General features: G+C 53.7%; 20 protein-coding genes and 2 tRNA genes. 17 read left to right on the forward strand and 5 right to left on the reverse strand.

Annotation, left to right across the window (positions count from 1 at the left end; genetic code table 11):
* Window positions 1-13 precede the first annotated feature (13 nt).
* A complete protein-coding gene (locus V6U78_RS11630; protein WP_405340987.1) occupies window positions 14-2173 on the forward strand; it encodes a hypothetical protein in 2160 nt (719 codons plus the stop codon).
* A 46-nt stretch (window positions 2174-2219) separates the two neighbouring features.
* On the opposite strand, the gene V6U78_RS11635 is transcribed toward V6U78_RS11630, so the two are convergent.
* Entirely contained in the window at window positions 2220-3815 is a 1596-nt protein-coding gene (locus V6U78_RS11635; RefSeq protein ID WP_405340990.1) for a methyl-accepting chemotaxis protein, read from the reverse strand.
* 162 nt (window positions 3816-3977) lie between these two features.
* The gene (locus tag V6U78_RS11640) at window positions 3978-5252 is read right to left on the reverse strand and encodes an O-acetylhomoserine aminocarboxypropyltransferase/cysteine synthase family protein (RefSeq protein WP_405340993.1); all 1275 of its coding nucleotides are present in this window, start codon (window positions 5250-5252) and stop codon (window positions 3978-3980) included.
* A gap of 156 nt (window positions 5253-5408) precedes the next feature.
* Here V6U78_RS11640 and radA point away from each other — a divergent pair, with 156 nt between their 5' ends.
* Together radA and V6U78_RS11650 are read left to right on the forward strand one after the other, a co-directional pair.
* Window positions 5409-6782 carry a DNA repair protein RadA gene (gene radA / locus V6U78_RS11645; protein WP_405340996.1) on the forward strand — a complete coding sequence of 458 codons (1374 nt, stop codon included), beginning with the start codon at window positions 5409-5411 and terminating at the stop codon, window positions 6780-6782.
* 12 nt (window positions 6783-6794) lie between these two features.
* Window positions 6795-9032 (forward strand): CHASE2 domain-containing protein, encoded by a 2238-nt coding sequence (locus V6U78_RS11650; protein ID WP_405340999.1) that lies wholly within the window; start codon window positions 6795-6797, stop codon window positions 9030-9032.
* A gap of 9 nt (window positions 9033-9041) precedes the next feature.
* Here V6U78_RS11650 and V6U78_RS11655 read toward each other — a convergent pair whose 3' ends face one another.
* Both V6U78_RS11655 and V6U78_RS11660 read right to left on the reverse strand, forming a co-directional pair.
* Complete coding sequence (locus tag V6U78_RS11655; RefSeq protein ID WP_405341002.1) at window positions 9042-9812, reverse strand: 3',5'-cyclic-nucleotide phosphodiesterase; 771 nt, start codon at window positions 9810-9812, stop codon at window positions 9042-9044.
* 12 nt (window positions 9813-9824) lie between these two features.
* On the reverse strand, window positions 9825-11462 hold the full coding sequence (locus V6U78_RS11660) for an HD domain-containing phosphohydrolase (protein WP_405341005.1): 1638 nt from the start codon (window positions 11460-11462) through the stop codon (window positions 9825-9827).
* A 213-nt stretch (window positions 11463-11675) separates the two neighbouring features.
* On the opposite strand from V6U78_RS11660, the gene dapB reads away from it, so the two are divergent.
* The 5 genes from dapB to greA all read left to right on the forward strand — a co-directional run bounded on the left by dapB (window position 11676) and on the right by greA (window position 18134).
* Window positions 11676-12470, forward strand: coding sequence for a 4-hydroxy-tetrahydrodipicolinate reductase (gene dapB / locus V6U78_RS11665; protein ID WP_405341008.1), 795 nt, complete (start codon window positions 11676-11678; stop codon window positions 12468-12470).
* 9 nt (window positions 12471-12479) lie between these two features.
* Window positions 12480-13058 carry a hypothetical protein gene (locus V6U78_RS11670; RefSeq protein ID WP_405341011.1) on the forward strand — a complete coding sequence of 193 codons (579 nt, stop codon included), beginning with the start codon at window positions 12480-12482 and terminating at the stop codon, window positions 13056-13058.
* Window positions 13059-13252: 194 nt separating this feature from the next.
* Entirely contained in the window at window positions 13253-14416 is a 1164-nt protein-coding gene (gene carA, locus V6U78_RS11675) for a glutamine-hydrolyzing carbamoyl-phosphate synthase small subunit (RefSeq protein ID WP_405341014.1), read from the forward strand.
* A gap of 14 nt (window positions 14417-14430) precedes the next feature.
* Window positions 14431-17652: a carbamoyl-phosphate synthase large subunit gene (carB, locus tag V6U78_RS11680; RefSeq protein WP_405341017.1), complete on the forward strand. Its 3222-nt coding sequence runs from the start codon at window positions 14431-14433 to the stop codon at window positions 17650-17652.
* Window positions 17652-18134, forward strand: coding sequence for a transcription elongation factor GreA (gene greA / locus V6U78_RS11685; RefSeq protein ID WP_405341020.1), 483 nt, complete (start codon window positions 17652-17654; stop codon window positions 18132-18134). Before carB ends, greA begins: the two co-directional genes overlap by 1 nt.
* Before the next feature lie 99 nt (window positions 18135-18233).
* Here greA and yhbY read toward each other — a convergent pair whose 3' ends face one another.
* Window positions 18234-18548 carry a ribosome assembly RNA-binding protein YhbY gene (yhbY, locus tag V6U78_RS11690; RefSeq protein ID WP_405341023.1) on the reverse strand — a complete coding sequence of 105 codons (315 nt, stop codon included), beginning with the start codon at window positions 18546-18548 and terminating at the stop codon, window positions 18234-18236.
* Between the two features lie 201 nt (window positions 18549-18749).
* Here yhbY and rlmE point away from each other — a divergent pair, with 201 nt between their 5' ends.
* From rlmE to rimP, 9 genes are all read left to right on the forward strand, one after another.
* Window positions 18750-19376 (forward strand): 23S rRNA (uridine(2552)-2'-O)-methyltransferase RlmE, encoded by a 627-nt coding sequence (rlmE, locus tag V6U78_RS11695; RefSeq protein WP_405341026.1) that lies wholly within the window; start codon window positions 18750-18752, stop codon window positions 19374-19376.
* A gap of 201 nt (window positions 19377-19577) precedes the next feature.
* Window positions 19578-21536, forward strand: a complete 1959-nt coding sequence (ftsH, locus tag V6U78_RS11700) for an ATP-dependent zinc metalloprotease FtsH (protein WP_405341028.1) — start codon at window positions 19578-19580, stop codon at window positions 21534-21536.
* A 95-nt stretch (window positions 21537-21631) separates the two neighbouring features.
* On the forward strand, window positions 21632-22456 hold the full coding sequence (folP, locus tag V6U78_RS11705; protein WP_405341031.1) for a dihydropteroate synthase: 825 nt from the start codon (window positions 21632-21634) through the stop codon (window positions 22454-22456).
* Between the two features lie 69 nt (window positions 22457-22525).
* Window positions 22526-23866, forward strand: coding sequence for a phosphoglucosamine mutase (glmM, locus tag V6U78_RS11710; RefSeq protein ID WP_405341034.1), 1341 nt, complete (start codon window positions 22526-22528; stop codon window positions 23864-23866).
* 55 nt (window positions 23867-23921) lie between these two features.
* Window positions 23922-24671 (forward strand): triose-phosphate isomerase, encoded by a 750-nt coding sequence (gene tpiA, locus V6U78_RS11715; protein ID WP_405341037.1) that lies wholly within the window; start codon window positions 23922-23924, stop codon window positions 24669-24671.
* A gap of 4 nt (window positions 24672-24675) precedes the next feature.
* Complete coding sequence (secG, locus tag V6U78_RS11720) at window positions 24676-25044, forward strand: preprotein translocase subunit SecG (protein WP_405341040.1); 369 nt, start codon at window positions 24676-24678, stop codon at window positions 25042-25044.
* 70 nt (window positions 25045-25114) lie between these two features.
* A tRNA-Leu gene (locus tag V6U78_RS11725) sits at window positions 25115-25201 on the forward strand.
* Window positions 25202-25309: 108 nt separating this feature from the next.
* Window positions 25310-25386, forward strand: a tRNA-Met gene (locus V6U78_RS11730).
* Between the two features lie 143 nt (window positions 25387-25529).
* On the forward strand, window positions 25530-26006 hold the full coding sequence (rimP, locus tag V6U78_RS11735; RefSeq protein ID WP_405341043.1) for a ribosome maturation factor RimP: 477 nt from the start codon (window positions 25530-25532) through the stop codon (window positions 26004-26006).
* Window positions 26007-26024 lie beyond the last annotated feature (18 nt).

Here is a 26024-nt window from a genome sequence, read left to right on the forward strand (position 1 = left end):
AGGAGGTTAAGGTATGTTTGCGATGAGTGAAGAGCTTATTCCCAGTCTCACCCAATGGACAGCAGAGCAGTATGCCGGTCTACTCCCCAAAAGGTTCAGTGCGGATGATTTGGACGCCATGCTTGGCTTAACGATGATTGATAATCCCGATCGTCGTCCAGACACCAAACATTGGCTCAGTGAATACAACGGGCTGATGCTAAAAACCTGCTTTAAAGCCAGCCAGCAGCAGGCTGCTTTTTGGGGTGCTTGGGGTGTTCCGCAAGAAGCTTTTACCTTCTGGATGAAACCTCTTGTGGCCGCTACAGAAAAGGCCGTCGCTGCAGGCCGCGATCCCGATGCCGTAGCAGCTGATAATCTGCGTATTGAGAGCCTGTATGCGGTTCGTCTGAGACGCCTAGTGACGGCTTTAACGAAAGAAACCGAGGCCAGCGAGCAAGAAAAAGAAGAAAAACGCGATTACATTACTCGTCAGGGCCGTAAGCTCAGCTTTGATCGCCAGCAATGTGAATGGGCCTGCACCACACCGGCCGGTCAGGCTTGGTTGATGGGGCAGCTGGCGGCCTTCCCATTGCTTGAGCATCAATACCACAGCTATGGACAAACCCGCCTGCGTGCGATGAAGAAACTACTGCGCTCGCTGCTGCAGGTCATCGCCAATGAGCCCTTGAGTGAACTGCGTCGTAACCCTTATCGCAAGGTGTCGGCCGAAGGTGCCAAGCTGCAGACAGATCAGGAATATTTAGAAGATTGCGAGCTGCGCTTACTGGCGCTGCTGGCCCATGATGCTTTTGATGTGCGGCGTTTTGCGCTGGAATCTCCTTATGCGCGTATCGGTGCCTGCCCGTGGGAGACAGTGGCAGGCTCTGAGCTGTACACGGTGCGTTTGCGCCACTATCCGCGCCCAGAAGGGGTCAAGCCGAATGGCAAAACCTTGTATATGGCCAGCCCGATGATCAACCGTTGTGAGCTGTTTGATTTGGCTCCGGGCAAATCCGTGGTTGAGGGTATGCTTGCACTTGGTTATGACCTCTATATGGTCGACTATGGCAATCCTGGGCCTGAGCAGAAGCATTTGGGTTTGAACTTCTATGGCAAGACAGTACATGACCGCTATCTTGATCTGGTGATGGAGCGCCATCCAGGTCAGGTGATTGAAGTCATGGCCTACTGCATGGGCGGCACCTTGTTTATGCCCTATCTAGCGCGCCGTGTTGAAGAAGCCGCTTTGGAAGGGCGTGAGCTGAAGATTCGTCAAGTGGTGCTGATGACCACACCCATTCTGTTTGACGATGAGAAGAGCGGACATAAGCCGATGCGGGATGTGATCCGTGAAAGCTATGATGCTGAAATCATGCAAACCTTCTTCGGCGAATCCAACCTGCCGCCACAAACCATTGAAGCTGGTATGCATGCGATTCAGCCCGGAGTGGCCTTCAGTGTGGCCGAAGGCTTCTATGCGCGGGCAAACTTCCCTGGTGCGATTGATGATGCCGCGCCCTTCCTGCATTGGTTGAATTCAGGTACCCGCTTCCCAGCAAAGGCACACCGTGAATGGATAGAGCGGGTCTTTATTGGTAATGAGATTTGGGAAGGGCGCTACTGCCTGCCTTCTCGCTTCCCTGAACTGGATGGCAAGCCAGTCAATATGGATGTGCTGAATACAGCTGACTTTGCGATCTTTGATTATCGTGGGCAGCGCGATCCTATTGCGCCTGTTGGTTCCTGTTTAACCAGTGAACGCTGGGGCAGCACCAAAGAGAATATTCAGATGACGCGCGGTGGCTTGAACCGGACGATCGAGAAGAATATTGGCCATATCTTTGTGGTCAGTAAAAAGCTGCTGACGGAGTATTTAGAAACAGCCGCCGACTTCTTGCAAGATGAGCCGCCTGCGCATCAGCCTCAGCCACCTAAAGCCCCTGCTCCTGCAGCCAAAGAGCCAGCCCCTGAGACCAAGGCAGCTGAGGCCGCTCCAGCGACAACACAGACAGCCTCTGCTGCTCAATCGGCGCAGACTCAGTCGTCAACGCCTGAGACATCGCCGTCGACATCCGCACCACAAACGGCTGCTGCTGAGTCGCCAACCAGCGCGCCTGCCAAGCCGGCTCAGAGAAGAACGCCGGCGCGGAAGAAAACCACATCGAGCCGGAAAAAGCCCACTTCTCGTTAAATCTGCGGCTGGCTCAGCCACCATCGATTCAGCTCTCGATCTCACTTTATGCGTGCGAGGGCTGAATCTCCGCCGTCAGTTCCCGTCCTTGCTGGTTTTGTGTACGAAAAGCGCTGACGGCAACAATTAATTGATGGTTTTCCGTATCCAGCTGTTGGGCAGCTTCTGCTGCCGCCGCGGCGAGATCACTGTTTTCCAGTGTGGCATTTTGTACAGACTCTGCGGCTTGGGTCACGCAGCTAATTTCTTGGCTTTGTTCGGTTGCAATCTGCTGTAGGCTGCGCATCAGGGTCAAGAGTCTCTGGCTGGCCTGCCCAATCTGCTGCATCGCCTGATCCATTTCTTCAATTCTGCTGCTGGTCGTGTGCATCTGCTGCGCCGATTGGCTAATCAATCCGCTGGCTTCCTTGGCTGCTTGGGCGCTGTGTTGCGCCAGTCTTTTGACCTCACCTGCCACAACCGCAAATCCACGCCCGTGTTCACCCGCACGTGATGCTTCTACGGCAGCATTGAGAGCCAGAATATTGGTTTGAAAGGCAATCCCCTGCATGGCTTCGAGAATGCTGGACATTTGACTGCTCAGGCGATGCGTGAGCTGAACGGCAGCCAGGGCCTCTTGCGAAAGGATCTGGGTGGTCTGCATCTGTTGATGGCTTTGTTGCGCCAAGCCGGTGGCCTGCTGAGCATGGGTTGCCGTGGTGCGCACATCCTGACTGATGCTTTGGATGGCGCTGGTGAGTTCTTCCATCGCGGCCGCCTGTTGGGTGACCTGTCCGGCAATACCCTGATTGCTTTGGGCGATGGTTTCGATTTGCGGCGAAATCTGCGCCACGCTTTGATGGACATCAAGCGCAATGCTGAGCAGTCCTTTACGCATGGTCTGTAAGGCCTGCGCGAGCTGTCCCATCGCGCTGCGATCCTCTACAGGGGGCGAGACACTCAGATTGCCAGCGGCGATTTGTAAGGCGAAAGCCTTGAGCTGGTGGGTGCGTTGAATCAGCTGGCGCCTCAGTAGCCAGCCCAGCCCATTGGTGAGCAGCACAAAAAGGCCGACACCTGTGATCCAAGGCCAAGAGAGGGCAGGCGCGGTGGTGTGAGTAAAAAACTGACTTAATGCGAGGATAAAAAACGCATTGAAGAGCAGCAGCAGTAAGGGCAAGAGTACTTCGGCAGCGCGCCACCGGATTCGGGCCACCTTAGCGAACACAGAGGTAGGTATGAGCTGACCTTGTTGGAGCTGATAGCCAGTGCGCTCTCCGCGCTGCATCTTGTCATAGACTTGATGGGCAAGGGCCACGGCTTCACGGTCAGGGCAGGTGCGCAAAGAGGCGTAGCCCACCACGCGGCCGTCTTCAACCAGTGGCACTACATGGGCTTGCACCCAATAGAACTGGCCATTTTTACGTCGATTTTTGACCAGCCCTTGCCAGGTCTGGCCAGCTTGAATGCAGGACCAGAGGTTGGCGAAAGCGGCTTTGGGCATACTGGGATGGCGCACCAGATTGTGGTTGGCACCGATCAATTCATGGAGCGCGTAGCCGCTGGCCTCAACAAAAGCCGGGTTCGCGTAGGTGATTTGGCCTTGCAGATTGGTGCGTGAGATAAGGAGATCCTGCTCCCCTAAACGATATTCTTGATTCAAGATCAACCTCGGTGTCGGTGAATGGCCGTTCAGTGAATGTAGAACAGCCCACCTTATTTGCACTGCTACTAAAGAAGCGGGCCATCTTATAGCCCGACTTCTCTAGCAGCAAGTCACCAAGTATAGACTTATGTTGCCGTTTGATGACGGCGCATAACAAGCTTAACCTTGTGCGGCTTCCAAGGCTTGGTTGAGATCCGCCAGCAGGTCATCAATGTGTTCGATACCCACTGAAAGGCGCACCATATCTTCACTGACTCCTGCACTGGCCAGCTCCTGCGCATTGAGCTGACGGTGCGTTGTCGAGGCAGGAATCGAGGCGCAGCTTTTGGCATCCCCGATATTCACCAAGCGTGTAAAGAGTTGCAGCGCATCATAGAAGCGCACCCCCGCTTCCTTCCCGCCTTGAATGCCAAAGCTCAGAATACCCGAAGCGCGGCCCTGCATGATCTCTTGTGCCAAGGCATGATCTGGGTGACTCGGCAGGCCGGCATATTTGACCCAGCTAACCTGAGGATGCTGCTCAAGAAACTCAGCCACCTTCTGGGTGTTATCACAGATGCGCTCAATGCGCAGGGCCAGAGTTTCTAAACCCTGGAGCAGATTCCAAGCGGCTTGCGCTGATAATGCCGCGCCCATATTGCGCAGCGGAACAACCCGCGCGCGTGCGATAAAAGCCGCCGCGCCGACATCACGGGTATAGCTGACGCCATGATAAGAAACATCCGGTTCGTTCAGTAGCGGGAAGCGCTCTGGATAATCGGCCCAAGGGAAGCGGCCAGAATCTACCAGAACGCCACCAATGGTGGTGCCATGACCACCGATGTATTTCGTTGCTGAGTGGACGACGATATCCGCGCCTTGCTCGATTGGCCGCCACAAAAAGGGTGTTGCAACCGTGTTATCCACGATCACAGGAACACCATGCTGATGGGCGGCTTCGCACAGGCGCTGCATATTGACTAGACTGCCGGAGGGGTTGCCAATGGATTCGCAATACACGGCTTTGGTGCGTGCATCAATCCGCGCTGCTAGGCCAGCAAAGTCATCTTTATCGACAAAGCGAACCTCAATACCCTGGCGTGGTAGAGTGTGAGCAAAGAGATTATAAGTACCGCCATAAAGCTCACTGATCGAGATGATGTTATCCCCTGTCTCTGCCAGCGTCTGGATCGCTGCGGTAATGGCCGCCATGCCTGAGGCAAAAGCCAGACCAGCAAGGCCACCTTCTAGCGCGGCAACACGTTGCTCCAGCACATCGCAGGTCGGATTCATGATGCGTGAGTAGATATTGCCTTGAACTTTGAGATCAAAGAGATCTGCGGCATGCTGCGCCGAATCAAAGCTAAAAGAAGTGGTTTGGTGAATCGGCACAGCAACAGAATGCTGGCCATCAGGGGTGTAAGCATGGTGCAAGGCAAGGGTTTCACGTTTCATCTTTATTCTTCCTAGTGGATGATGGGTGGAGCAGCTTGAGGGCTGGCCTGCTCGTGTGAGCGGCTTTGGAGTAATACGGATTTTGGTTATATTGGTGCTGATTTTTATAACTGTCAATGCATATCTATGCAAGTGTGAAAAGGAAAGAAAAGCAAGATGGCAAAACAGAAAACGGCCTATGTGTGCATTGAATGTGGCGCGGAATACAGCAAGTGGCAGGGCCAGTGCGCCTCTTGTAAGGAGTGGAATAGCGTCCAGGAAGTGCGTCTTGGCAGCAGTCGTAGTGCCGCGCCGCTGACCAGTGGTGCACGTAGCGGTTTTGCTGGCGGGCTCTCACGTCAGGTACAGGATCTGTCTGAAATCAATCTGGAAGCCCTGCCGCGTTTTTCAACCACCTTTGCCGAGTTTGATCGCGTGCTTGGGGGCGGTTTGGTCCCAGGTTCGGCGGTACTGCTGGGCGGCCATCCTGGTGCCGGTAAATCGACCTTGTTATTGCAAACGGCCTGCCAGCTGGCGCAGGTCATGTCGGTGCTCTATGTCACGGGTGAGGAATCCTTGCAGCAAGTGGCTTTACGCGCACAGCGCTTAGGCTTGCCGACTCAGGGGCTGAAAATGCTGGCTGAAACCAGCGTCGAAGCGATTTTAGCCACAGCCGAGCAGATGAAGCCTCAGGTGTTGATCGTGGACTCCATCCAAACCATGCATATCGAAGAACTGCAATCCGCACCGGGCGGTGTGGCACAGGTGCGTGAGTCGGCGGCTTTTTTGACTCGCTATGCCAAGCAAAGTCATACCGTATTGTTTCTGGTTGGCCATGTCACCAAAGACGGTTCTCTGGCTGGTCCGAAGGTGCTGGAACACATGATTGATGCCTCCTTACTTCTAGAGGGGGATGGCGATTCACGCTTTCGGATGCTGCGTGGTCAGAAAAACCGTTTTGGCGCGATCAATGAGCTGGGTGTCTTTGCGATGCTAGAAACTGGACTCAAAGAAGTGAAAAATCCCTCTGCGATCTTCTTGAACCGCGATGCAGAGGCCGCGCCGGGCAGTGTGGTGATGGCGACCTGGGAAGGCACGCGCCCGCTGTTGGTGGAAGTGCAAGCTCTGGTCGATGAATCCGCGCTTGGGCAGCCGAGACGAGTGGCTGTGGGACTGGATGCTCAGCGTTTGGCCTTGCTGCTTGCTGTTTTGCATCGCCACGGTGGCGTGTTTACCGGAGATCAGGATGTGTTTCTGAATGTGGTCGGCGGGGTCAAGGTATTAGAAACCAGTGCCGATTTGGCGGCCTTGGTGGCCATCGTCTCCTCGCTGAGAAACCAGCCGCTGCCGCATGAATTGATGGTGATTGGTGAGGTGGGGCTTTCAGGCGAAATTCGCCCGGTGCCAAGTGGACAAGAGCGGATTCGTGAGGCGGCCAAGCATGGCTTTCAAAAAGCGATTGTTCCCAAGGGGAATCAGCCGCGCGAGCCGATTTCAGGTATGGAGGTCATCGCTGTCTCCAGCCTCAGTGAAGCTTTAGAGGCTATTTAATGAGGAGGTCGCATGGCCATCGTACAGGCAGCAGGTCGTGTTTGGCGGCAGCATTTCTGGAATCTATTGGCCGTGCAGCGTTGGATCAGTCTGGCTTTGCTAGCCCTGATTCTGGGTGAGGTCGCGGGTTGGTGGCCGAGTCGTCTGGTGGAGCGCTTGGAATGGATGAGTTATGACTGGCGCGTGCAAACCACCTTAAGTGGAGACGTTGACCCAGCAATCGTGCTGGTCGATTTAGATGAGCGCAGTCTGGCGGCGATTGGGCAATGGCCTTGGCCGCGCATGACGGTGGCGGAGTTGATCGAGCGCCTGTTTCTCGATTATCAGATCAGCCTACTGGGTATTGATATCGTCTTTGCTGAGCCAGAAGCGGACCCGCTGGCGCTGATCTGGCCGCAGCTGCATCACGCCTACCCTGATTTGCCGGTAGAACCTCCGCGTGCTTCAGGTGATGATCTGTTGGCGCAGGTGATGGCACAGTTTCCGGTGGTCACTGGATTTTACTTTCAATCGCGAGTCACTGAACAAGACCCACCCGCTTCAGGGCAGTTACCCGCCCCCGTCCTTCTGGCACCGACAGAGCGAGACTGGGCCAGCCTGCCTTGGCCGCGTCCAGAGCGCTATACCAGCAATCTCACCTCCTTGCAGGCAGCCGCCTTAGGTGGTGGCTTTTTTGATAATCCGCTGGTGGATGGGGATGGCGTTTTTCGTCGCGTGCCGCTCTTTCAGCTTTGGGAAGGCCAGCTCTACCCTAATCTGCCTCTGGCGATGTTGTATCAGCTTTTAGGTCAGCCGCCAGTTGAGTTAAAGATCGAAGAAGCGGGTGGTCTATTGCAGCTTGAGGGTATTGATCTCGGCGGTTTTGTTCTGCCCACCGATGGGCGATCAGGGGCTTTGGTGCCCTGGTATGGTGAGCGCGGGCATTTTACCTATGTGTCGGCCAAGGATATTCTGCTCGGATTAGCCGATCCGGCGCTTCTAGAGGGGGCGCTGGTGATTTTAGGGGCTTCTGCACCGGGCTTGATGGATCTGCGTTCGACTCCGGTGGGCAGTGTTTATCCCGGGCCAGAGATCAACGCCACCTTGTTGGCAGGGATGCTACATCAAAGCTTTAAAGCTGAACCCCCCTTCACCCTGGCCGCCGCACTGCTGTTGCTGTTCGCGCTGGGGATATTGATGACTTACTTCTTCCCCCGCTGGCAAGCTCTGGCTGTGTTAGCGATCAGCCTGCTGTTGTTGACGATCCACTTTGCGCTGAATTTTTGGGCCTGGTCCGCTGGCTGGGTCTTGCCTCTGGCCTCGGGCGTTGTGCTGCTGCTGCTCTTAGCGGGTTGGCACATGAGCATGAACTTTCTGCGTGAAAGCCGCGCAAAAAACTGGGTGACGCAGAGCTTTGGGCGCTATATCCCGCCAGAGCTGGTGGCTGAGCTGGTCGCGCACCCAGAGGCGTTAACGCTGGATGGAGAAGAGCGTGAGATGACCGTGCTCTTCTCAGATGTGCGTGGCTTTACGGCCTTTTCTGAAACCCTCGCGCCTTCCGAGCTGACGGAGGTGATGAATCGCCTGCTGACTCCGATTACCGCCGCGATCCATCAACAACAGGGCACCATTGATAAATATATGGGCGATGCGGTCATGGCCTTTTGGGGGGCCCCCTTGCACCAGCCTGAACATGCAGCGGCGGCGCTACGCGGCGCTTTTGCCATGCTGGAGGCGTTAGAGCGGGTGAATCACACCTTTGTTGCTGAGGGTAAGCCAGCGCTGGCTATGGGGATAGGGCTGAATACCGGCGCGATGAATGTTGGCAATATGGGCTCCAGTTTTCGGATGGCTTATACCGTCATGGGAGATAACGTCAATCTGGGTTCGCGCTTAGAAGGCTTAACCAAGTTTTATGCTGTGCCCGTTTTGGTGAGTCAGACAACACGTGATGCGGCCCCTGAGTTTGCCTATCGATATGTGGATTGTGTTCAGGTGAAGGGGCGTGCTGAACCCGTTCATATTTATCAACCTCTGGGCCTGAGCGCTGAACTCAGCGCGGATCAGCAAGCTCAGCTGGATGCTTATCATCGAGCCGTTGAGGCTTATCAGCAGGCGGATTTTAGCGTGGCGCAGGCGGCTTTTGAGTCCTTGATGCTGCAACAGCCAGAGCTCAATATCCTTCATATCTATCGTGAGCGGTGTCAGCTCTATAGCGCAACCCCTCCCGGAGAAGACTGGGCTGGCGTGTGGGTGCATCACGAAAAATAAATAGCTGGCTTACAGGCTAAACTGCTCGCCTGAGCGCAGCAGATGCAATTGACTGGCGCTGCGCAGCTGCTGAATTTCGTCTCTGATTTCCGCTGTTTGGCTGGGCTTAAGATGCGATAGCCAGACTTGTTGCGGTGGGTGATCGAGCTCACTGAGAAGCTGTTTGAGCAGCATGGGTGTGAGGTGTTGTGAGGCACGGGCCAGATCCTGCATCCGATTCGGAAAGGCGCACTCGGTCATCAGAGCATCCAAGGGGCCAAACTGATTGAGCCGCGCCACTAGATCGGCAGAGAAGGTGGTGTCGCTGGTAAAAGCAAAGCATCGGCCGTGTTCGCTGATCAGATGATAACCACAGGTGGGTACCGTATGCTGCACACTAAACGGCGTGATCTTGAGTTGTTCAAGGACTAAGGGCTGATCCGGTTGGATGGCATGAAAGCGCACCACAGGATGCTCTGGCGTTGGCAGGGTTGAGAAATCAGGCCAGACCTGCCAGTTAAAGATATGCTGCTGCATCACCTGAATGACCTCAGGCAGGGCATAGACTTCGATGGGCTGCTCCAGATGCTCGAACAGGTTATCAATCAGCAAAGGCAAAAAGCACAGATGGTCCAGATGGGCATGGGTGATCAGAATATGCCGTATGGCCAGCAGCTCTTCCTGGCTGAGTTGACCCAGTCCGCTACCGGCATCGATCAGCAGATGTTGGTTGATGCGTAAGCAGGTGGTGTGTAATCCCAGCCCCATGCCGCCACTGCACCCAAGAATTTCGATCTTCACGCAGAGCGACTCCTATTGGTGAGTTGGATCAGCACAAGCCAGAGCGAGGCCGGGAAGACTGCCCAGATCGATCTCATCAAGCTGCTCTGGGCGCAGATGTTTTTTAGCGTAATCAAGATAGACTTTCTTGTAAACAAAGAGGGCGAAGAGATCGGGATCAAGATGCTGGTCCTCGACCATGCGCCCCATAATCGTGAGCGCCTGAGATAAGGGCATGGGCTTTTTATAAGGCCGTTCGTGCGCCGTGAGGGCTTCAAAAACATCCGCAATGCCCATCATTCGTGCCGGAATCGACATCTGCTCGCGTGTCAGCCCTAAAGGGTAGCCGCGCCCATCCATACGCTCATGGTGACCGCCAGCGTATTCCGGTACGCGTTGTAAATGCTTAGGAAAGGGAAGCTGTTTCAGCATCGCCAGGGTATGCACCATATGGCCTTCCATGATTTGTCTTTCTTCACTATTGAGGGTGCCGCGACGAATGGAAAGATTCATGGCCTCTTCCTCGGTGAGCAGAGCACGAGTCTGGCCGTGGAGATCCACCCACTGGTGCTGACGCAAGCCTTGAATGCGCGCTAGATCCTCATCGGCCATAAACTCGCCGCCGGTATTGGCTTGGCGCAAGAAAAACAGATCTTGTTCGAGTTGATGGATGGCTTGCTGCTCAGCGGTGCGATCGGGTGGCGTCTGGCCTGCACGCAAGGCGGCCAATTCAGCTTGGAGCTGCTGGATTTCAAGATCGCGTTTGAGAATTTCAAAGCGATCTGCCACCGCGTCGATACGATCATACAGGGTTTCCAGCTTGGTTGATTTCTCCATCACATGATGGGGTGTGATCACCTTGCCACAATCATGTAGCCATGCGGCTGTTTTGAGTTCGTAGTAGTCTTCTTCGCTGAGCGTGAAGTCCTCAAGGCCAGGAAAGCCAGCACCATCAGCGGCCTGCGCGAGCATGAGCGTAGCATCCGGCACGCGGCGGCAATGGGCTCCGGTATGGGGCGATTTCGAGTCAATGGCGCTGGCAATCACCTGTACAAAGCTATCAAATAGATGGCGCAGCTCATCAATTAAGCAGCGATTGGTCAGCGCTATAGCGGCTTGTGAGGCAAGAGACTCGGCGATTTCCTGATCCTCTGCATCAAAGCTGATGGTGCGCTGGCCTGATTTCTTGTTCAGCAGCTGAAGCGCGGCGATGACCTCGCCTTCATGGTTCAGTAGAGGGACGGTCAAAAAGGACTGAGAGCGATAGCCGCTTTTTTGATCGAAAGCGCGCGTACCTGAGAAATCAAAACCTGCCTCATGGTAGGCATCTTCAATGCGGACTGTTTTTTTATGGAGCACAGAAAAAGCCACAATCATGCGCTGATTGGGCTGTTGATCCTCCAGATAAAGAGGAATCAGCGGAAAGTGATCACCAACTGGGGCACCACTGCCGCCAAGGTGGATATTCAGTGTATCATTCTGCACCATAGTAAAACGTAATGCCTGACCTTCGAGTCGGTAGAGGGTGCCTGCATCGGCTTGTGTTAACTCACGCGCACTGCTGAGAATCATTTCCAACAGCTGGTTTTGGTCCTGCTGCGCAGAGAGAGCGATGCCAATGGCATTTAAGCGGCGAATACGTTCTGCGCTCATAGAAGAAAAATCAGACATGGTGGCCTCGATGCGCTGCTGAGTCAGAGTAACAAACTGAATAGAGAGTGGGGTGATCCACTTCACACTTTCAAATCAGATCCGTCATTTTATTGCGATCCAACGTATCCCAGTCTTGTATCTTGCCGTTCACTGCGTGACTGGATCAGGGTGATAACTGGGTAGAGTGCTAGTAAAGATAGCATGCAGCTGAGTCAACGAGGAGAAAGACAAATGAAAATTGCAGTGGTGGGTGTGGCAGGCAGAATGGGGCGCGCTTTGGTGCAGGCCATCAGTGAAGAAGCCAGTTTGCGCTTAAGTGCTGGCTTGGTTGAGCCAAGTTCGAGTCTAGTTGGAGCCGATTTGGGCGAGCTGGCAGGACAGGGTAAGTTGGGCTTGGTGGCCACGGCTGATCTGGCACAGGCTGATTTTGATCTGTTGATCGATTTTACCTCTCCTGAATCGACACTCCATCATGCGCGTTTTTGTGCTGCCCAAGGCAAGGCAATGGTGATAGGTACAACGGGGTTGAGCGCAGAACAAAAGGCAGAGTTAGCGACCTTGGCCGAGCAGATGCCCGTGGTGTTTGCCCCCAATATGAGTGTGGGCGTCAACCTCTGCTTTAAGCTGCTCGAAATGGCCGCACAGGTGCTAGGCGATGATTATGATGTCGAGATCGTCGAAGCCCACCATCGTCATAAACTGGATGCCCCATCTGGGACAGCCTTGGGTATGGGGGAGGCCGTTGCCGGTGCTTTAGGGCGTGATTTAAAAGAAGTTGCGGTCTATGGACGTGAAGGTTTTACTGGTGCGCGGGATCGGCAGACGATTGGCTTTGCGACTGTGCGCGTGGGTGATGTGGTCGGTGATCATACGGTGATCTTTGGTAATGAAGGCGAACGTATTGAAATTACCCACAAGGCGTCCAGTCGTATGACCTTTGCGAAGGGTGCCGTTAGGGCGGCCTTGTGGTTGCAGAAGCAGCCAGCCGGTTTATACACCATGCGTGACGTGTTGCATCTGGCCTAAGTGCCCTTAATGACATCGGATCTACAGCGCGATGCCTCAGGCGCGCCGCTTTCTGAATCTGAGCAAGAGAAGGTGCGCTTAGAGCATCAAGCCGCGCGTCTTTTTATGCGCCTTTATGAGGCCTGCTTTGATCAGCCCTTGCGGCATATCTGGCATAACCAGCCGAAAAAGCCGGATGTCTCCTGCTTGATGGGTCAAGGGCGCGAGCGCGTGCAGCTGGATCTGGAAATTGCGCATCTCTATGGTAGTCGTGCTGAGGCCATGCTCCTGCTGGGACGGGACTGGGGTGAGGCCACGGAGGCGCTGCTGCAAGAGTTAGAGGCCACGCCCCTTGAAGAGCGGTTGATGACGGCTTTGAATCGGGTGCTGGCCGCTAAGGCGCGTAAAAACTACCATTCAGAAAAAGTCTGGCTGGTGGTGCGCAATATGAACCCGCTGTGGCAGCGCGAAGATTTTTTGCGCCACTGGGAGCAGATCTATCTGCCAGCCGATCATCCTTTTGAGCAGATTTGGCTGGTTGCTGATTTTCAGGGAAGCTCGGGTTTGATTCAGATCTATCCACCGCGGCGGCGTCAGTCGAGAGGATAGACATGCCATGCAAAAATGCGTTAATATAACGAAGATGAGCGCCTGCAAGATTGAAAGCGGCGTGCCCACCACTTTCTGATTTAAAAGCGGGATGAGCTGATTTCTCTTAGTTCATCTCGCTTTTTTACAACCTAAATTTAGCTGTTGAAGCGCATCCTGTAACAGCTAAACGCCTGCGATGGGAGGAGGCAGTTTTGACCAGACCCGCTATTCTGGCACTCGAAGATGGGAGTGTTTTCCGTGGTACCGCGATAGGTGCAGACGGCCAAACCGTTGGTGAAGTTGTATTCAACACCGCAATGACTGGCTATCAAGAAATTCTCACCGATCCTTCATATACCCACCAACTCGTTACCCTCACCTATCCCCATATTGGCAATACCGGCATCAACAGCGAAGACCAAGAGTCGGCTGGTTTAGGTGCAGCTGGCCTGATTATTCGTGACCTCCCGCTGATGGCGAGCAACTTCCGCAGTGAACTGTCTCTGCCGGCCTACCTTGAGCAGCAAGGTTTAGTGGCGATAGGTGATATCGACACGCGCCGCTTAACGCGCCTTCTGCGTGATAAAGGCTCGCTCAATGGCTGTATTCTGGCAGGCGAGGCGGCCGCCACTGAGGCGGGTGTTGAGCAGGCTCTGGCCGCTGCCAAAGCCTTCCCCGGTCTGAAAGGGATGGATCTGGCAAAAGAAGTGACCACGCAAGAGATCACTGAGTGGCGGCAGGGAGAATGGACGCTTGGCCAAGGCTACAGCGAAGTGGATCCTGCGACCCAGCCTTACCATGTTGTGGCCTATGACTATGGCGTCAAATACAACATTCTGCGCATGCTGGTCAGCCGTGGCTGTCGTGTCACACTGGTGCCCGCTCAGACACCCGCGCGAGATGTGCTGGCGATGCAGCCCGATGGTGTGTTCCTGTCGAATGGCCCTGGTGACCCCCAGCCTTGTGACTATGCCATCCAAGCGATTGGTGAAATTCTAGAGACAGACCTGCCAGTATTTGGTATTTGCCTTGGCCATCAGCTACTGGCGCTGGCTTCTGGAGCGCAAACCGTGAAGATGCCGCACGGCCATCATGGTGCTAACCATCCAGTGCAAGATCTTGCAACAGGCGTGGTGATGATCACCAGCCAGAACCACGGTTTTGCTGTTGATGAATCCAGCCTGCCAGATCATCTGCGCGCAACGCACAAGTCTTTGTTTGATGGCACCCTGCAGGGTGTGGAGCGCACGGATAAACCCGCGTTCAGCTTCCAAGGTCATCCAGAAGCCAGCCCTGGCCCCCAAGATGTGGCACCCTTGTTTGATCGCTTTATTCAGTTGATTCAAGCGCGCCAAAACACCTCCGCCGCAAGCTGATAGGAAAAGAGATCATGCCAAAACGTACAGATATTCAGAGTATTTTGATTTTAGGTGCTGGCCCGATTGTCATCGGTCAGGCCTGTGAGTTCGACTATTCCGGTGCACAAGCTTGTAAAGCCCTGCGTGAAGAAGGTTATCGCGTCATTCTGGTGAACTCCAACCCTGCCACCATCATGACCGATCCAGCGATGGCGGATGCCACCTATATCGAGCCCATTCACTGGGAAGTGGTGGAAAAAATTATCGAGAAGGAACGCCCTGATGCGGTGCTCCCGACGATGGGTGGGCAAACCGCGCTCAACTGTGCACTGGATCTGGAAAAACACGGTGTGCTGGAAAAGTATGGCGTTGAAATGATTGGCGCCAATGCAGACACCATTGATAAGGCGGAAGACCGTGAGCGCTTTGACAAGGCGATGAAAAAGATCGGCCTTGAGTGCCCGCGCGCGAAGATCGCCCATAGCATGGAAGAAGCCTGGCAGGTTCAGGCTGAACTGGGCTTCCCGTGCATTATCCGCCCTTCGTTCACCATGGGAGGTTCAGGCGGCGGTATTGCTTATAACAAGGAAGAGTTTGAAGAGATTTGTACCCGTGGTCTGGATCTTTCTCCTACCAAAGAGCTGCTGATTGATGAGTCGCTGATTGGCTGGAAAGAATACGAAATGGAAGTGGTGCGTGACAAAAAAGACAACTGCATTATTGTCTGTGCCATTGAAAACTTCGATGCGATGGGTGTGCACACTGGCGATTCGATCACTGTTGCTCCAGCGCAAACGCTGACAGATAAAGAATACCAAATCATGCGTGATGCCTCCTTGGCGGTGTTGCGTGAGATCGGTGTCGAAACGGGCGGCTCCAACGTTCAGTTTGGCATCTGCCCCAATACCGGCCGCATGGTTGTGATTGAGATGAACCCGCGTGTGAGCCGTTCCTCGGCGCTGGCCTCAAAAGCCACGGGTTTCCCGATTGCCAAGATTGCTGCCAAGCTGGCTGTGGGCTACACCCTCGATGAGCTGCAAAATGACATCACGGGTGGGGCAACACCGGCTTCCTTCGAGCCAGCGATTGACTATGTTGTTACCAAGATCCCCCGTTTTACCTTTGAGAAGTTCCCGCAGGCCAATGATCGTCTGACCACTCAGATGAAGTCGGTCGGTGAAGTCATGGCCATCGGCCGGACTTTCCAAGAATCCTTGCAAAAAGCCTTGCGCGGATTGGAAGTCGGCGCGAATGGCTTAGATCCCAAGATTGAAAAGTGGGATGACGAAGCACGCAATCTGCTCAAGCGTGAACTGCTCAACCCAGGTGCTGAGCGTATTTGGTATATCGGTGATGCTTTCCGCAGTGGGATGGCGCTGGAAGAAGTGTTCCGTTTAACCAATGTTGATCCTTGGTTCCTGATTCAGCTTGAAGAACTGATCCAGCTTGAGCAGCAGGTCGCCAAAACAGCCTTTGGTGAGCTAGATCGTGATCAGGTGTATCGCCTGAAGCGTAAAGGGTTCTCTGATGCCCGTTTAGCGCAGCTATTAGGTGTGTCTGAGAGCAGCTTCCGCAAGCTGCGCCACCAATTTGGTGTGCGTCCAACCTATAAGCGCGTGGATACCTGTGCCGCTGAATTTGCCACCAGCACGGCTTATATGTACTCCACCTATGAAGAAGAGTGTGAGGCCGAGCCTTCTACACGCGATAAGATCATGGTGCTCGGTGGCGGCCCGAACCGGATAGGTCAGGGTATCGAGTTTGACTACTGCTGTGTGCACGCCGCCTTTGCGATGCGTGATGATGGCTATGAAACCATCATGGTCAACTGTAACCCCGAAACCGTCTCGACTGACTATGACACCTCTGATCGCCTCTATTTTGAGCCAGTCACTTTAGAAGACGTGCTTGAAATCGTCGCTAAAGAGCAGCCAAAAGGCGTGATCGTGCAGTTTGGTGGCCAGACGCCGCTGAAACTGGCGCGGGATCTAGAAGCCGCTGGTGTGCCCATTATTGGCACCACACCGGATGCGATTGACCGTGCGGAAGACCGTGAGCGCTTCCAGCAGATGATTGAAAAACTAGGACTCAAGCAGCCGCCGAATGCGACCGCGCGCAGCTTTGATGAGGCGCTTGCCAAGGCCGAAGCCATTGGCTATCCGCTGGTGGTGCGTCCTTCCTATGTGCTGGGTGGCCGTGCGATGGAAATCGTCTATGGCGCCGATGAGCTTGAGCGCTATATGACCAGCGCCGTCAAGGTCTCGAATGACAGCCCAGTGCTGTTGGATCACTTCTTAAATGCCGCCATTGAAATTGATGTTGATGCTGTCAGTGATGGCAAGGATGTCGTGATTGGCGGCATCATGCAGCATATCGAGCAAGCTGGTGTGCACTCAGGTGATTCGGCCTGTTCGCTGCCGCCCTACTCCTTGCCCAAAGATGTACAGGACAAGATGCGTGTGATGATTGCTCAGATGGCACGCGAGCTAGGTGTTGTGGGCTTGATGAACGTGCAGCTGGCTTATCAGGATGGCGAGATTTACATCATTGAAGTCAATCCACGTGCTTCGCGGACAGTACCTTTTGTGTCCAAGTGCATCGGTACTTCCTTGGCGCAGGTTGCAGCGCGGTGTATGGCCGGTACCAGCTTGAAAGAGCAGGGCTTTGAGCAAGAGATTATTCCGCCTTTCTTTAGCGTCAAAGAGGCCGTTTTCCCGTTCAATAAATTCCAAGGCGTGGATCCGATCCTCGGCCCAGAAATGAAGTCGACGGGTGAAGTCATGGGCAGCGGCACAACCTTTGCTGAAGCCTTCTTGAAAGCCCAGCTCGGCGCGGGTGAAAAGATGCCCAAAGCCGGTGGTAAGGCCTTCCTATCTGTGCGTGAGGCCGATAAGCCAGGTGTGGTTGCTGTCGCGGCTTCCTTAACCAAACTGGGCTATAGCCTTGTTGCGACCAGTGGAACAGCGGCTGTGTTGCGCGCTGCTGGCTATGAAGCTGAAGTGGTCAATAAGGTCGCTGAAGGGCGTCCGCATATTGTTGATAAGGTGAAAAACGACGAGATCGTTTATATCGTCAACACGACAGAAGGGCGTCAGGCGATCGCCGACTCTTCAGGTATCCGTCGTGCTGCCTTGCAACACAAGGTGCCCTATACCACCACATTGGCTGGCGCAGTGGCGCTCTGTCAGGCGCTGGAATATGGCATGAATATCCGTGTACGTCGCTTGCAAGACCTACACGCAGGAGAAGTCTAATGCAAAAAAGTCCTATGACGGTGCAAGGCGAGCAGCGCCTGCGCCAAGAGCTCGAGCAGCTCAAAACCATCGAGCGTCCCAAGGTGATTGAAGCCATTGCTGAGGCCCGCGAGCACGGAGATCTCAAAGAAAACGCGGAATACCATGCAGCGCGTGAGCAGCAGGGTTTTATCGAAGGGCGTATTCAAGAAATTGAAGCCAAGCTCTCGATGGCGCAGGTGATCGATGTCACCAGTTTGCCGAATAACGGCAAGGTGGTGTTTGGCGTCACGGTCGAGCTGTTGAATCTGGATACCGATGAAGAAGTCACCTACACCATCGTTGGCGAAGATGAGGCTGATCTGAAGGTCAACAAGATCTCCTTTACTTCACCGATTGCACGCGGTTTGATCGGCAAAGAAGAAGGTGATGTTGCCAATATCAAAACGCCAAAAGGTGAGGTTGAGTACGAGATCACGGCGGTACATTACGGCCAGCCTTGATCACATGCAGGTCGCAAAAAAAGCCACTCCCTTGGGGGTGGCTTTGCTTTATCTGGATGGGCCGGTGTGCAGGCCGTTCAGCAGAGGGCTATGAAAAACTCAGCCTTCCTGAAAACGCAGCAGGTTAGAGAGCTTGGGGTTCGGCTTTTTGGCTGGGCGATAAAAGAGCGCCATCTTGCCAATCGTCTGGACAACCTCAGCCTGAACCTGTTGCGCCAACTGCTCTATCAGTGCAATGCGCTCATCACGCTCAGTAATCACAAAACGAATTTTGATCAGTTCGTGATCATTCAGTGCACGTTCAACTTCCTTGAGCAAACCTTCAGAGAGGCCGTTTTCGGAAACCAGCACCACCGGGTTGAGGTGATGACCAATCGAACGAAGTGCTTTCTTTTGTGCGCCTTTTAGGCTCATGTTAATCTATTCTCGTCTCGGGGTTAAAAAAGGCTGCGCAGCCGATGAGCCGCGTCAGTCATCGGATCCCGCTATTCTAGTGCTAGAAAGCCAGAGGGTCATCCTCTCGCGACTTTATTTTGTGTCTCGGGTGGATGAGGCCTCATTTTTACAGCTGGGTGTCGCGGCTGACATTCAGCCTAGTCAATCAATAGGTGATACTTGGCAAGATCAAAAACCAGTGCCGCTTGGCTCAAAGAGCATGTGGACGACTATTGGGTGCAGCAGGCGCAAAAAGACGGCTACCGTTCGCGCGCCACTTATAAGCTTGCAGAAATCGATGATAAAGATCAGCTGCTCAAGCCGGGTATGACGGTGATCGATCTCGGTTCTGCTCCAGGTGGCTGGTCGCAGCTTGTCGCTGAGCGCCTTCAAGGGCGCGGGATTATTCTGGCGTCAGATATTCTGCCGATGGACCCGATCGCCGATGTGCAGTTTATTCAAGGCGATTTTACCGAAGAGAGCGTGTTGGATGCCCTGTTGGAAGCCATGCAGGGTCGGCAGGCCGATCTGGTGATCTCCGATATGGCACCTAATCTCAGCGGTATGAATGCCATCGATCAGCCGAAAGCCATGTATTTGATCGAGCTGGCGCTGGATTTGGCGCAGCAGGTGCTGAAACCTCAAGGGGTGTTTCTGGCTAAGGCTTTTCAGGGCGAAGGTTATGATGTCTATCTCAAATTACTAAAAGAGCACTTTCAACAGGTGTTGACGCGTAAACCCAAGGCATCGCGTGCGCGCTCACGCGAGGTGTACCTGCTGGCTAAGGGTTTTCGTGGTGGAAGGTGATCAGTCGGCCTGATGGTTGAGACAAGCAACGGCGCTGCAATATGGAAAGGCATCCAGTCTTTGTGCTAGCCTGCTTGCTGACTGTTCATTTAAAAGATCAATGAAACGCATTGGTTTTTCTTCGGTCTCATCTATGAAATGCTGTAGTATATTGACCGAAAAGCTGATTCGGCGGACGTGTTTTAATAAGAGGGCAATGCCTTGAACGATATGGCCAAAAATCTCATTCTGTGGCTCATTATCGCGGCAGTACTGCTGACCGTGTTTAATAGTTTTAATGTCGATACCCCTGCCAATACGGTGAACTATTCTCAGTTCGTCCAAGATGTGCAGCGCCAACAGGTGCGCAAAGTGGTGATCGATGGCTTTGATATCTACGGTGAGCGCACGGATGGGAGTCGCTTCCAGACGATTCGTCCAGCAGCCGAAGATCCACGTTTGATCGATGATTTGATCGCCAATGATGTCGTCATTGAAGGCCGCAAGCCAGAGGGCCAGAGCCTGTGGACGCGTCTGCTGATTGCCAGCTTCCCGATTCTGCTGATCATGGCGATCTTCCTGTTTTTTATGCGCCAGATGCAAGGCGGTGGCGGTGGTCGTGGTGGCCCGATGAGCTTTGGTAAATCCAAAGCCCGTCTGCTCACTCAAGATCAGATTAAAACCACCTTTGCCGATGTTGCAGGCTGTGATGAAGCCAAGGAAGACGTGAAAGAGCTGGTGGACTTTCTGCGTGATCCAAACAAATTTCAGCGTCTTGGCGGCAAGATTCCGCGTGGTGTGCTGATGGTCGGTAGCCCAGGGACAGGTAAAACATTGCTTGCCAAAGCGGTGGCAGGTGAGGCCAAGGTGCCCTTCTTTACCATCTCAGGTTCTGACTTTGTTGAAATGTTCGTTGGTGTCGGTGCCTCACGGGTACGCGATATGTTTGAGCAGGCCAAAAAGCAATCGCCTTGCATCATCTTTATTGATGAGATTGATGCTGTTGGTCGTCACCGTGGTGCCGGCATGGGCGGTGGCCACGATGAGCGCGAACAAACTCTGAACCAGCTGCTGGTTGAGATGGATGGTTTTGATCCCAATGATGGCATTATTGTTATTGCGGCCACTAACCGTCCGGATGTATTGGACCCAGCTCTGTTGCGCCCAGGCCGTTTTGATCGCCAGGTGGTCGTGGGTCTGCCGGATATTCGTGGTCGTGAGCAGATTCTCAAGGTACACATGCGCAAAGTGCCTTTGGCTGATGATGTGAACCCTTCTGTGATCGCACGGGGTACGCCAGGCTTTTCCGGTGCTGATTTAGCGAACCTGGTCAATGAGGCTGCACTCTTTGCAGCACGCACTGATCGTCGTCTAGTTGGCATGGAAGAGTTTGATAAGGCCAAGGATAAGATCATGATGGGCGCTGAGCGCAAGTCCATGGTGATGACTGAAAAAGACAAGATCATGACTGCTTACCATGAGGCGGGTCATGCCATCTTGGGCCGTTTGTTGCCAGCACATGATCCTGTTTATAAGGTTTCGATTATTCCACGCGGTCGCGCGCTGGGCGTCACTATGTTCTTGCCCGAAGAAGACAAGGTGTCTTACAGCCGTCGCTACCTGTTGAGCCGCATTACCTCTGCTTATGGTGGGCGTATCGCTGAAGAGATGTTCTATGGTGCAGATGGCGTCTCAACTGGGGCTTCAAATGATATTCAGCAGGCCACCAAAATGGCGCGCAATATGGTGACCAAGTGGGGCTTATCCGATAAAGCTGGCCCAGTGCTCTATAGCGAAGAAGAAGGTGAGATCTTCCTTGGTAAGGGTAACTCAGGTGGCGGCTCGATGAATGTCAGCGGTGAAACCGCCAAGCTTCTGGATGCTGAAATACGCCAGATTCTTGATGACTGCTATGCAGAAGCCACGCGCCTGCTAGAAGAAAACCGCGATAAGATGGAGCTGATGAAAGATGCCTTGATGGAGTACGAGACTATCGATGCGCATCAGATTGATCAGATTATGGAAGGGAAAAAGCCAGAGCCACCCAAAGACTGGCATAATGATGATCAAGGTGGTGTTAAGGCGCAGGACGTGGAGCCTGAGACCGACGAGCAGGATGACGAGGACGAGGGTGTGGAACCACGTAAACCCAGTGATCCTCTCGGTGGCTCCGTCCACTAAATCAGTTGATCCACACAACCCGCTTCGGCGGGTTTTGTGTATTCTGGCGATGGACTTTGACTTTTATCAGCGGCGTGATCGTTAAGGAGTAGGCGATGCAGCAAAGATGGTGGTGTCCAACGACACCGCAAATCATGGGTATTGTGAATATTACCCCCGATTCTTTTTCAGATGGTGGCTGTTATAAGCAGGTTGATGCCGCTGTCCGGCAGGCTCTGCGCCTAGAGCAGGAAGGGGCGCAATTAATTGATCTGGGTGGTGAGTCCACGCGCCCAGGTGCTGCACCTGTATCAGTGCAGGAAGAGATGGATCGCGTGTTGCCAGTTCTGGAAAAGTTGCGTGCGCAAAGTAGCATTAAAATTTCTATTGATACCAGTTCACCCCAGCTGATGACGGAGGCCGCGGCCTTGGGGGCAGATCTGATTAATGATGTCCGAGCCTTAGGTCGTCCTGGTGCGTTGGAAGCTGCTGCGGCCACTGGATTGCCTGTCTGTCTTATGCATATGCGCGGAGAGCCGCAAACAATGCAGCAACAGAGTATCTATCAGCAGGTGGTGGCTGAAGTCGGCCAGTGGCTTGAAGCCCGTGTTCAAGCTTGTGCTGCGGCAGGTATCCTGCGCGAGCGCTTGATTCTGGATCCCGGCTTTGGTTTTGCAAAGCAGCTAGAGCATAATTTGGCGCTGCTAGCGAATTTATCGGCCTTAACTAACTTGGGTCTTCCCGTGCTGGTGGGTATGTCGCGTAAAAGAATGCTTGGCGAAATCACCGGTCGGCCTGTTGAAGAGCGTGAGGCGGCAGGGCTGGCTGCACATCTGATGGCGGCACAACAAGGTGCCAGCTGGCTAAGAGTGCATCAAGTGGCTGGTTTGCATGATGCCCTGCAGGTCTGGCGCGCTGTCGAGCAGTATACCCAGGATTGAATGAGCGGCCAGTAGATGGCTGGGCGCACGCATGGTTTTTTGCAAAGATAAACAATAAAGGAAGGCAGTATGGCGCGTCGTTATTTTGGTACAGATGGTATAAGAGGTCGAGTTGGAGAGCTGCCGATCACTCCCGATTTTGTGCTCAAACTAGGTTGGGCAGCGGGTAAGGTGTTTGCGCGCCAAGGGAAAAAGCGCATTCTGATCGGTAAGGATACGCGCCTTTCAGGTTATATGTTTGAATCTGCTTTGGAGGCCGGTTTGTCTGCGGCCGGTGTCGATGTCTATTTGCTGGGGCCGATGCCAACCCCTGGCATTGCTTATCTTACGCAGACCTTTCACGCCGATGCAGGTATTGTGATCAGCGCTTCCCATAATCCTTTTGAGGATAATGGCATCAAGTTTTTTTCCGCTCAGGGTGAAAAGCTGGATGACGAGATCGAAACAGAAATCGAAGCCTGGTTAGAGCAGCCTCTAGAAACTGTGGCGCCGGCGCTCTTGGGTAAGGCGCGTCGGATCAATGATGCTGCTGGACGCTATATCGAATTCTGCAAAAATACCCTGCCTTTTCACACCAGCTTGCAAGGTATGCATCTGGTCATTGATTGTGCGCATGGTGCGACCTATCACATCGCGCCGGCTGTTTTGCGCGAGCTGGGTGCGCAGGTTACGGTGATCGGTGCTGAGCCAGATGGCCTGAATATCAATAAAGGTGTGGGTTCAACCCATCCGCAGGCTCTACAGGATAAGGTGGTGGAGCTAGGTGCAGATCTCGGTATTGCCTTTGATGGTGACGGTGATCGTGTGGTGATGGCGACACGGACAGGGCGCTTATTAGACGGCGATGATCTGCTGTACATTATTGCCCGACATCTCCATCAACAAGGGCGCTTAGAAGGTGGCGTGGTGGGCACCTTGATGACCAACTATGGCCTTGAGCTGGCTTTCAAAGAGATGGGTGTGCCTTTTGTGCGCGCCGCTGTTGGTGATCGCTATGTGATGGCTGAGCTGCAAAAAAATAACTGGTTACTCGGTGGTGAGGGGTCGGGCCATTTGGTCTGTCGTCATGTGCAAACCACGGGTGATGGTATTGTCGCAGCGCTCCAGGTTTTGCTGGCGATGGTGGAAGCCAAAGGCCAGCTGGAGCCCTTGTTGCAAGGTCTGGAGAAGTTGCCACAAAGTTTGGTCAACGTGCGCACTCAAGCCGATAAGACCATGCTGTTACGCCATCCTCAAGTGCTGCAAGAAGTCGCGGCTGTCGAGCAAGAGATGCAGGGGCGCGGCCGCGTACTCTTGCGTCCATCCGGTACAGAGCCTCTGCTTCGTGTGATGGTTGAAGGGCAGGATAAAGAGGAAGTCCAGCAGGCCGCTGAACGGATTGCTGCGGTGGTGATTCAGGTCGCAGGTTGAGCCGCTGACGCTTTTTTTATAGAATCGCGGGCTGAATTCAATACAGGAAAAGAAGATGCGACAAAAGCGGGTAGCAGGCAACTGGAAAATGAATGGCGATCAGGCGCAGAATGCTGCCTTGCTGCATGCCATTGCCGAGCAGGCGGAAAAGACCACGGCGGCGCTACTGGTCTGTCCTCCTTTTCCTTATCTGCTGCAAGCTGTCGCAGCCTTGCAGACCACGGGTGTCGAGATTGGTGCGCAGGACTGCTCGGCGTATCAGGAGGGTGCTTATACGGGTGAGGTGTCGGCACGCATGCTGGCTGATCTAGGTGTGCAATGGGTGCTGATCGGCCATTCAGAAAGAAGGCACTACCACGGTGAAGACAACGCGCTGTTGGTTGAAAAAGGACGGCGCGCTGTTGAAGCTGGGCTCAAGCCTATTTTGTGTGTCGGAGAAACACTGGCTGAGCGCGAGCAGGGCTTGACGCAGCAGGTGGTTGCAGCACAGATTGCTCCTTTTTTAGAACACTTCACGCTCCAAGAGCTGGCTTCGTTCTGTATTGCATATGAGCCTGTCTGGGCAATCGGAACAGGTCTCACTGCAACGCCGGAAGAAGCGCAGGCTGTCCATGCCGCCATTCGTGCTCAGTTAGCTGAAGTGGATGCCAGCTGGGCGGAGCAGGTCGGAGTGCTTTACGGGGGCAGTGTAAAGGCTGATAATGCGGCTTCCTTATTCAGTATGCCGGATATAGATGGTGGGTTGATTGGTGGTGCGTCCCTGGATGCAGGCCAGTTTTTAGCAATTGCAAACGCAGCGGAATAAAACTATGCACACTGTGGTATTGATGATACATGTTGTTCTGGCCGTCGCGCTGGTCGTGCTGGTACTGATGCAGCAAGGTAAGGGCGCTGAAGCCGGCGCATCCTTTGGTGGCGGTGCTTCCAATACAGTTTTTGGTAGTCTGGGTCCACTAGGCTTTTTTGGTAAAGCCACCAGCTGGTTGGCGGCTGGGTTCTTTGTGACCAGCTTGGGTTTGGCTTATCTGGCGGGCAAGCAGCATGCGCCAACGATTCAAACGCCAGCGGCTGATATTATCGAAGAGTTTAATCGGGATCGTCTGCCGCTTCTGGATGATGCCTTTGTTCTTCCACAAGAACCTGCTGTTATTGAAGTGCCAGCGGCTGAAGCTGAGTAAAAATATTTCTTTTGGGCTTGCAAAAGCCCAATGGAACGAATAGTATATTTGCGCCTGAGTAAATAGGCTCGCCGAAGTGGTGGAATTGGTAGACACGCTATCTTGAGGGGGTAGTGGCTGTATGGCTGTGCGGGTTCGAGTCCCGCCTTCGGCACCATCAGACAAAAGCTTGTCCTTTAAAGCAAGTAAAGAGAAGTGCTCCTCAGCTTCAATATTTAATTTCTTGACTTGCCGCTTTCCAGTCTATAAGATGTAGTTCTTCTGATGCGGGGTGGAGCAGCCTGGTAGCTCGTCGGGCTCATAACCCGAAGGTCGTCGGTTCAAATCCGGCCCCCGCTACCAAGATTTATCGAAAGCCCCTTTTTTAAGGGGCTTTTTGTTAGGTCGAAAAAGTCTTCGCACAGACGGTGCCCCTTAGACCAATCTTCGAAGTTTTCCGGCCTGTGATATGTCGCTTCTTATGACATTTAGCTGGAGCCCCTCCCGTGGCAATGAAAGAAACACTGCTAGAACAACTCCTTGAGCCCACTGTGACCTCTCTAGGCTATGAATTCTGGGGTCTTGAATTCAGTGGTCGAGGCAGCCAAACCCTACTGCGTGTCTATATTGAAAGTGATGCCGGTATCCTGGTCGATGATTGCGCCAAGGTCAGTCGTCAGCTCAGTGCGATCTTAGATGTTGAAGATCCTATTCCTGGTGAATATACCCTCGAGGTCTCCTCGCCTGGTCTTGATCGCCCGCTGTTTAAATTAGAACACTATCAGCGCTATAGCGGTCAAAGCGTTCAGATTAAGCTACGCTTAGCCTTTGAAGGACGGCGTAAATTCACCGGTGTATTAAAAGGCGTGGAAGGGGATGAAGTCATCCTCCATGTCGATGAAGACGAGTTTTGTTTCCCTATTGAAACGATTGACCAGGCCAAAGTACAAACGCGCCTGGAGAAAACAAAATCTAATAAGTAGCAAGGACAGTTTTGCGAG

Origin of the sequence: Marinospirillum alkalitolerans (assembly GCF_045055655.1) — a bacterium.
Taxonomy (GTDB): domain Bacteria; phylum Pseudomonadota; class Gammaproteobacteria; order Pseudomonadales; family Halomonadaceae; genus Marinospirillum; species Marinospirillum alkalitolerans.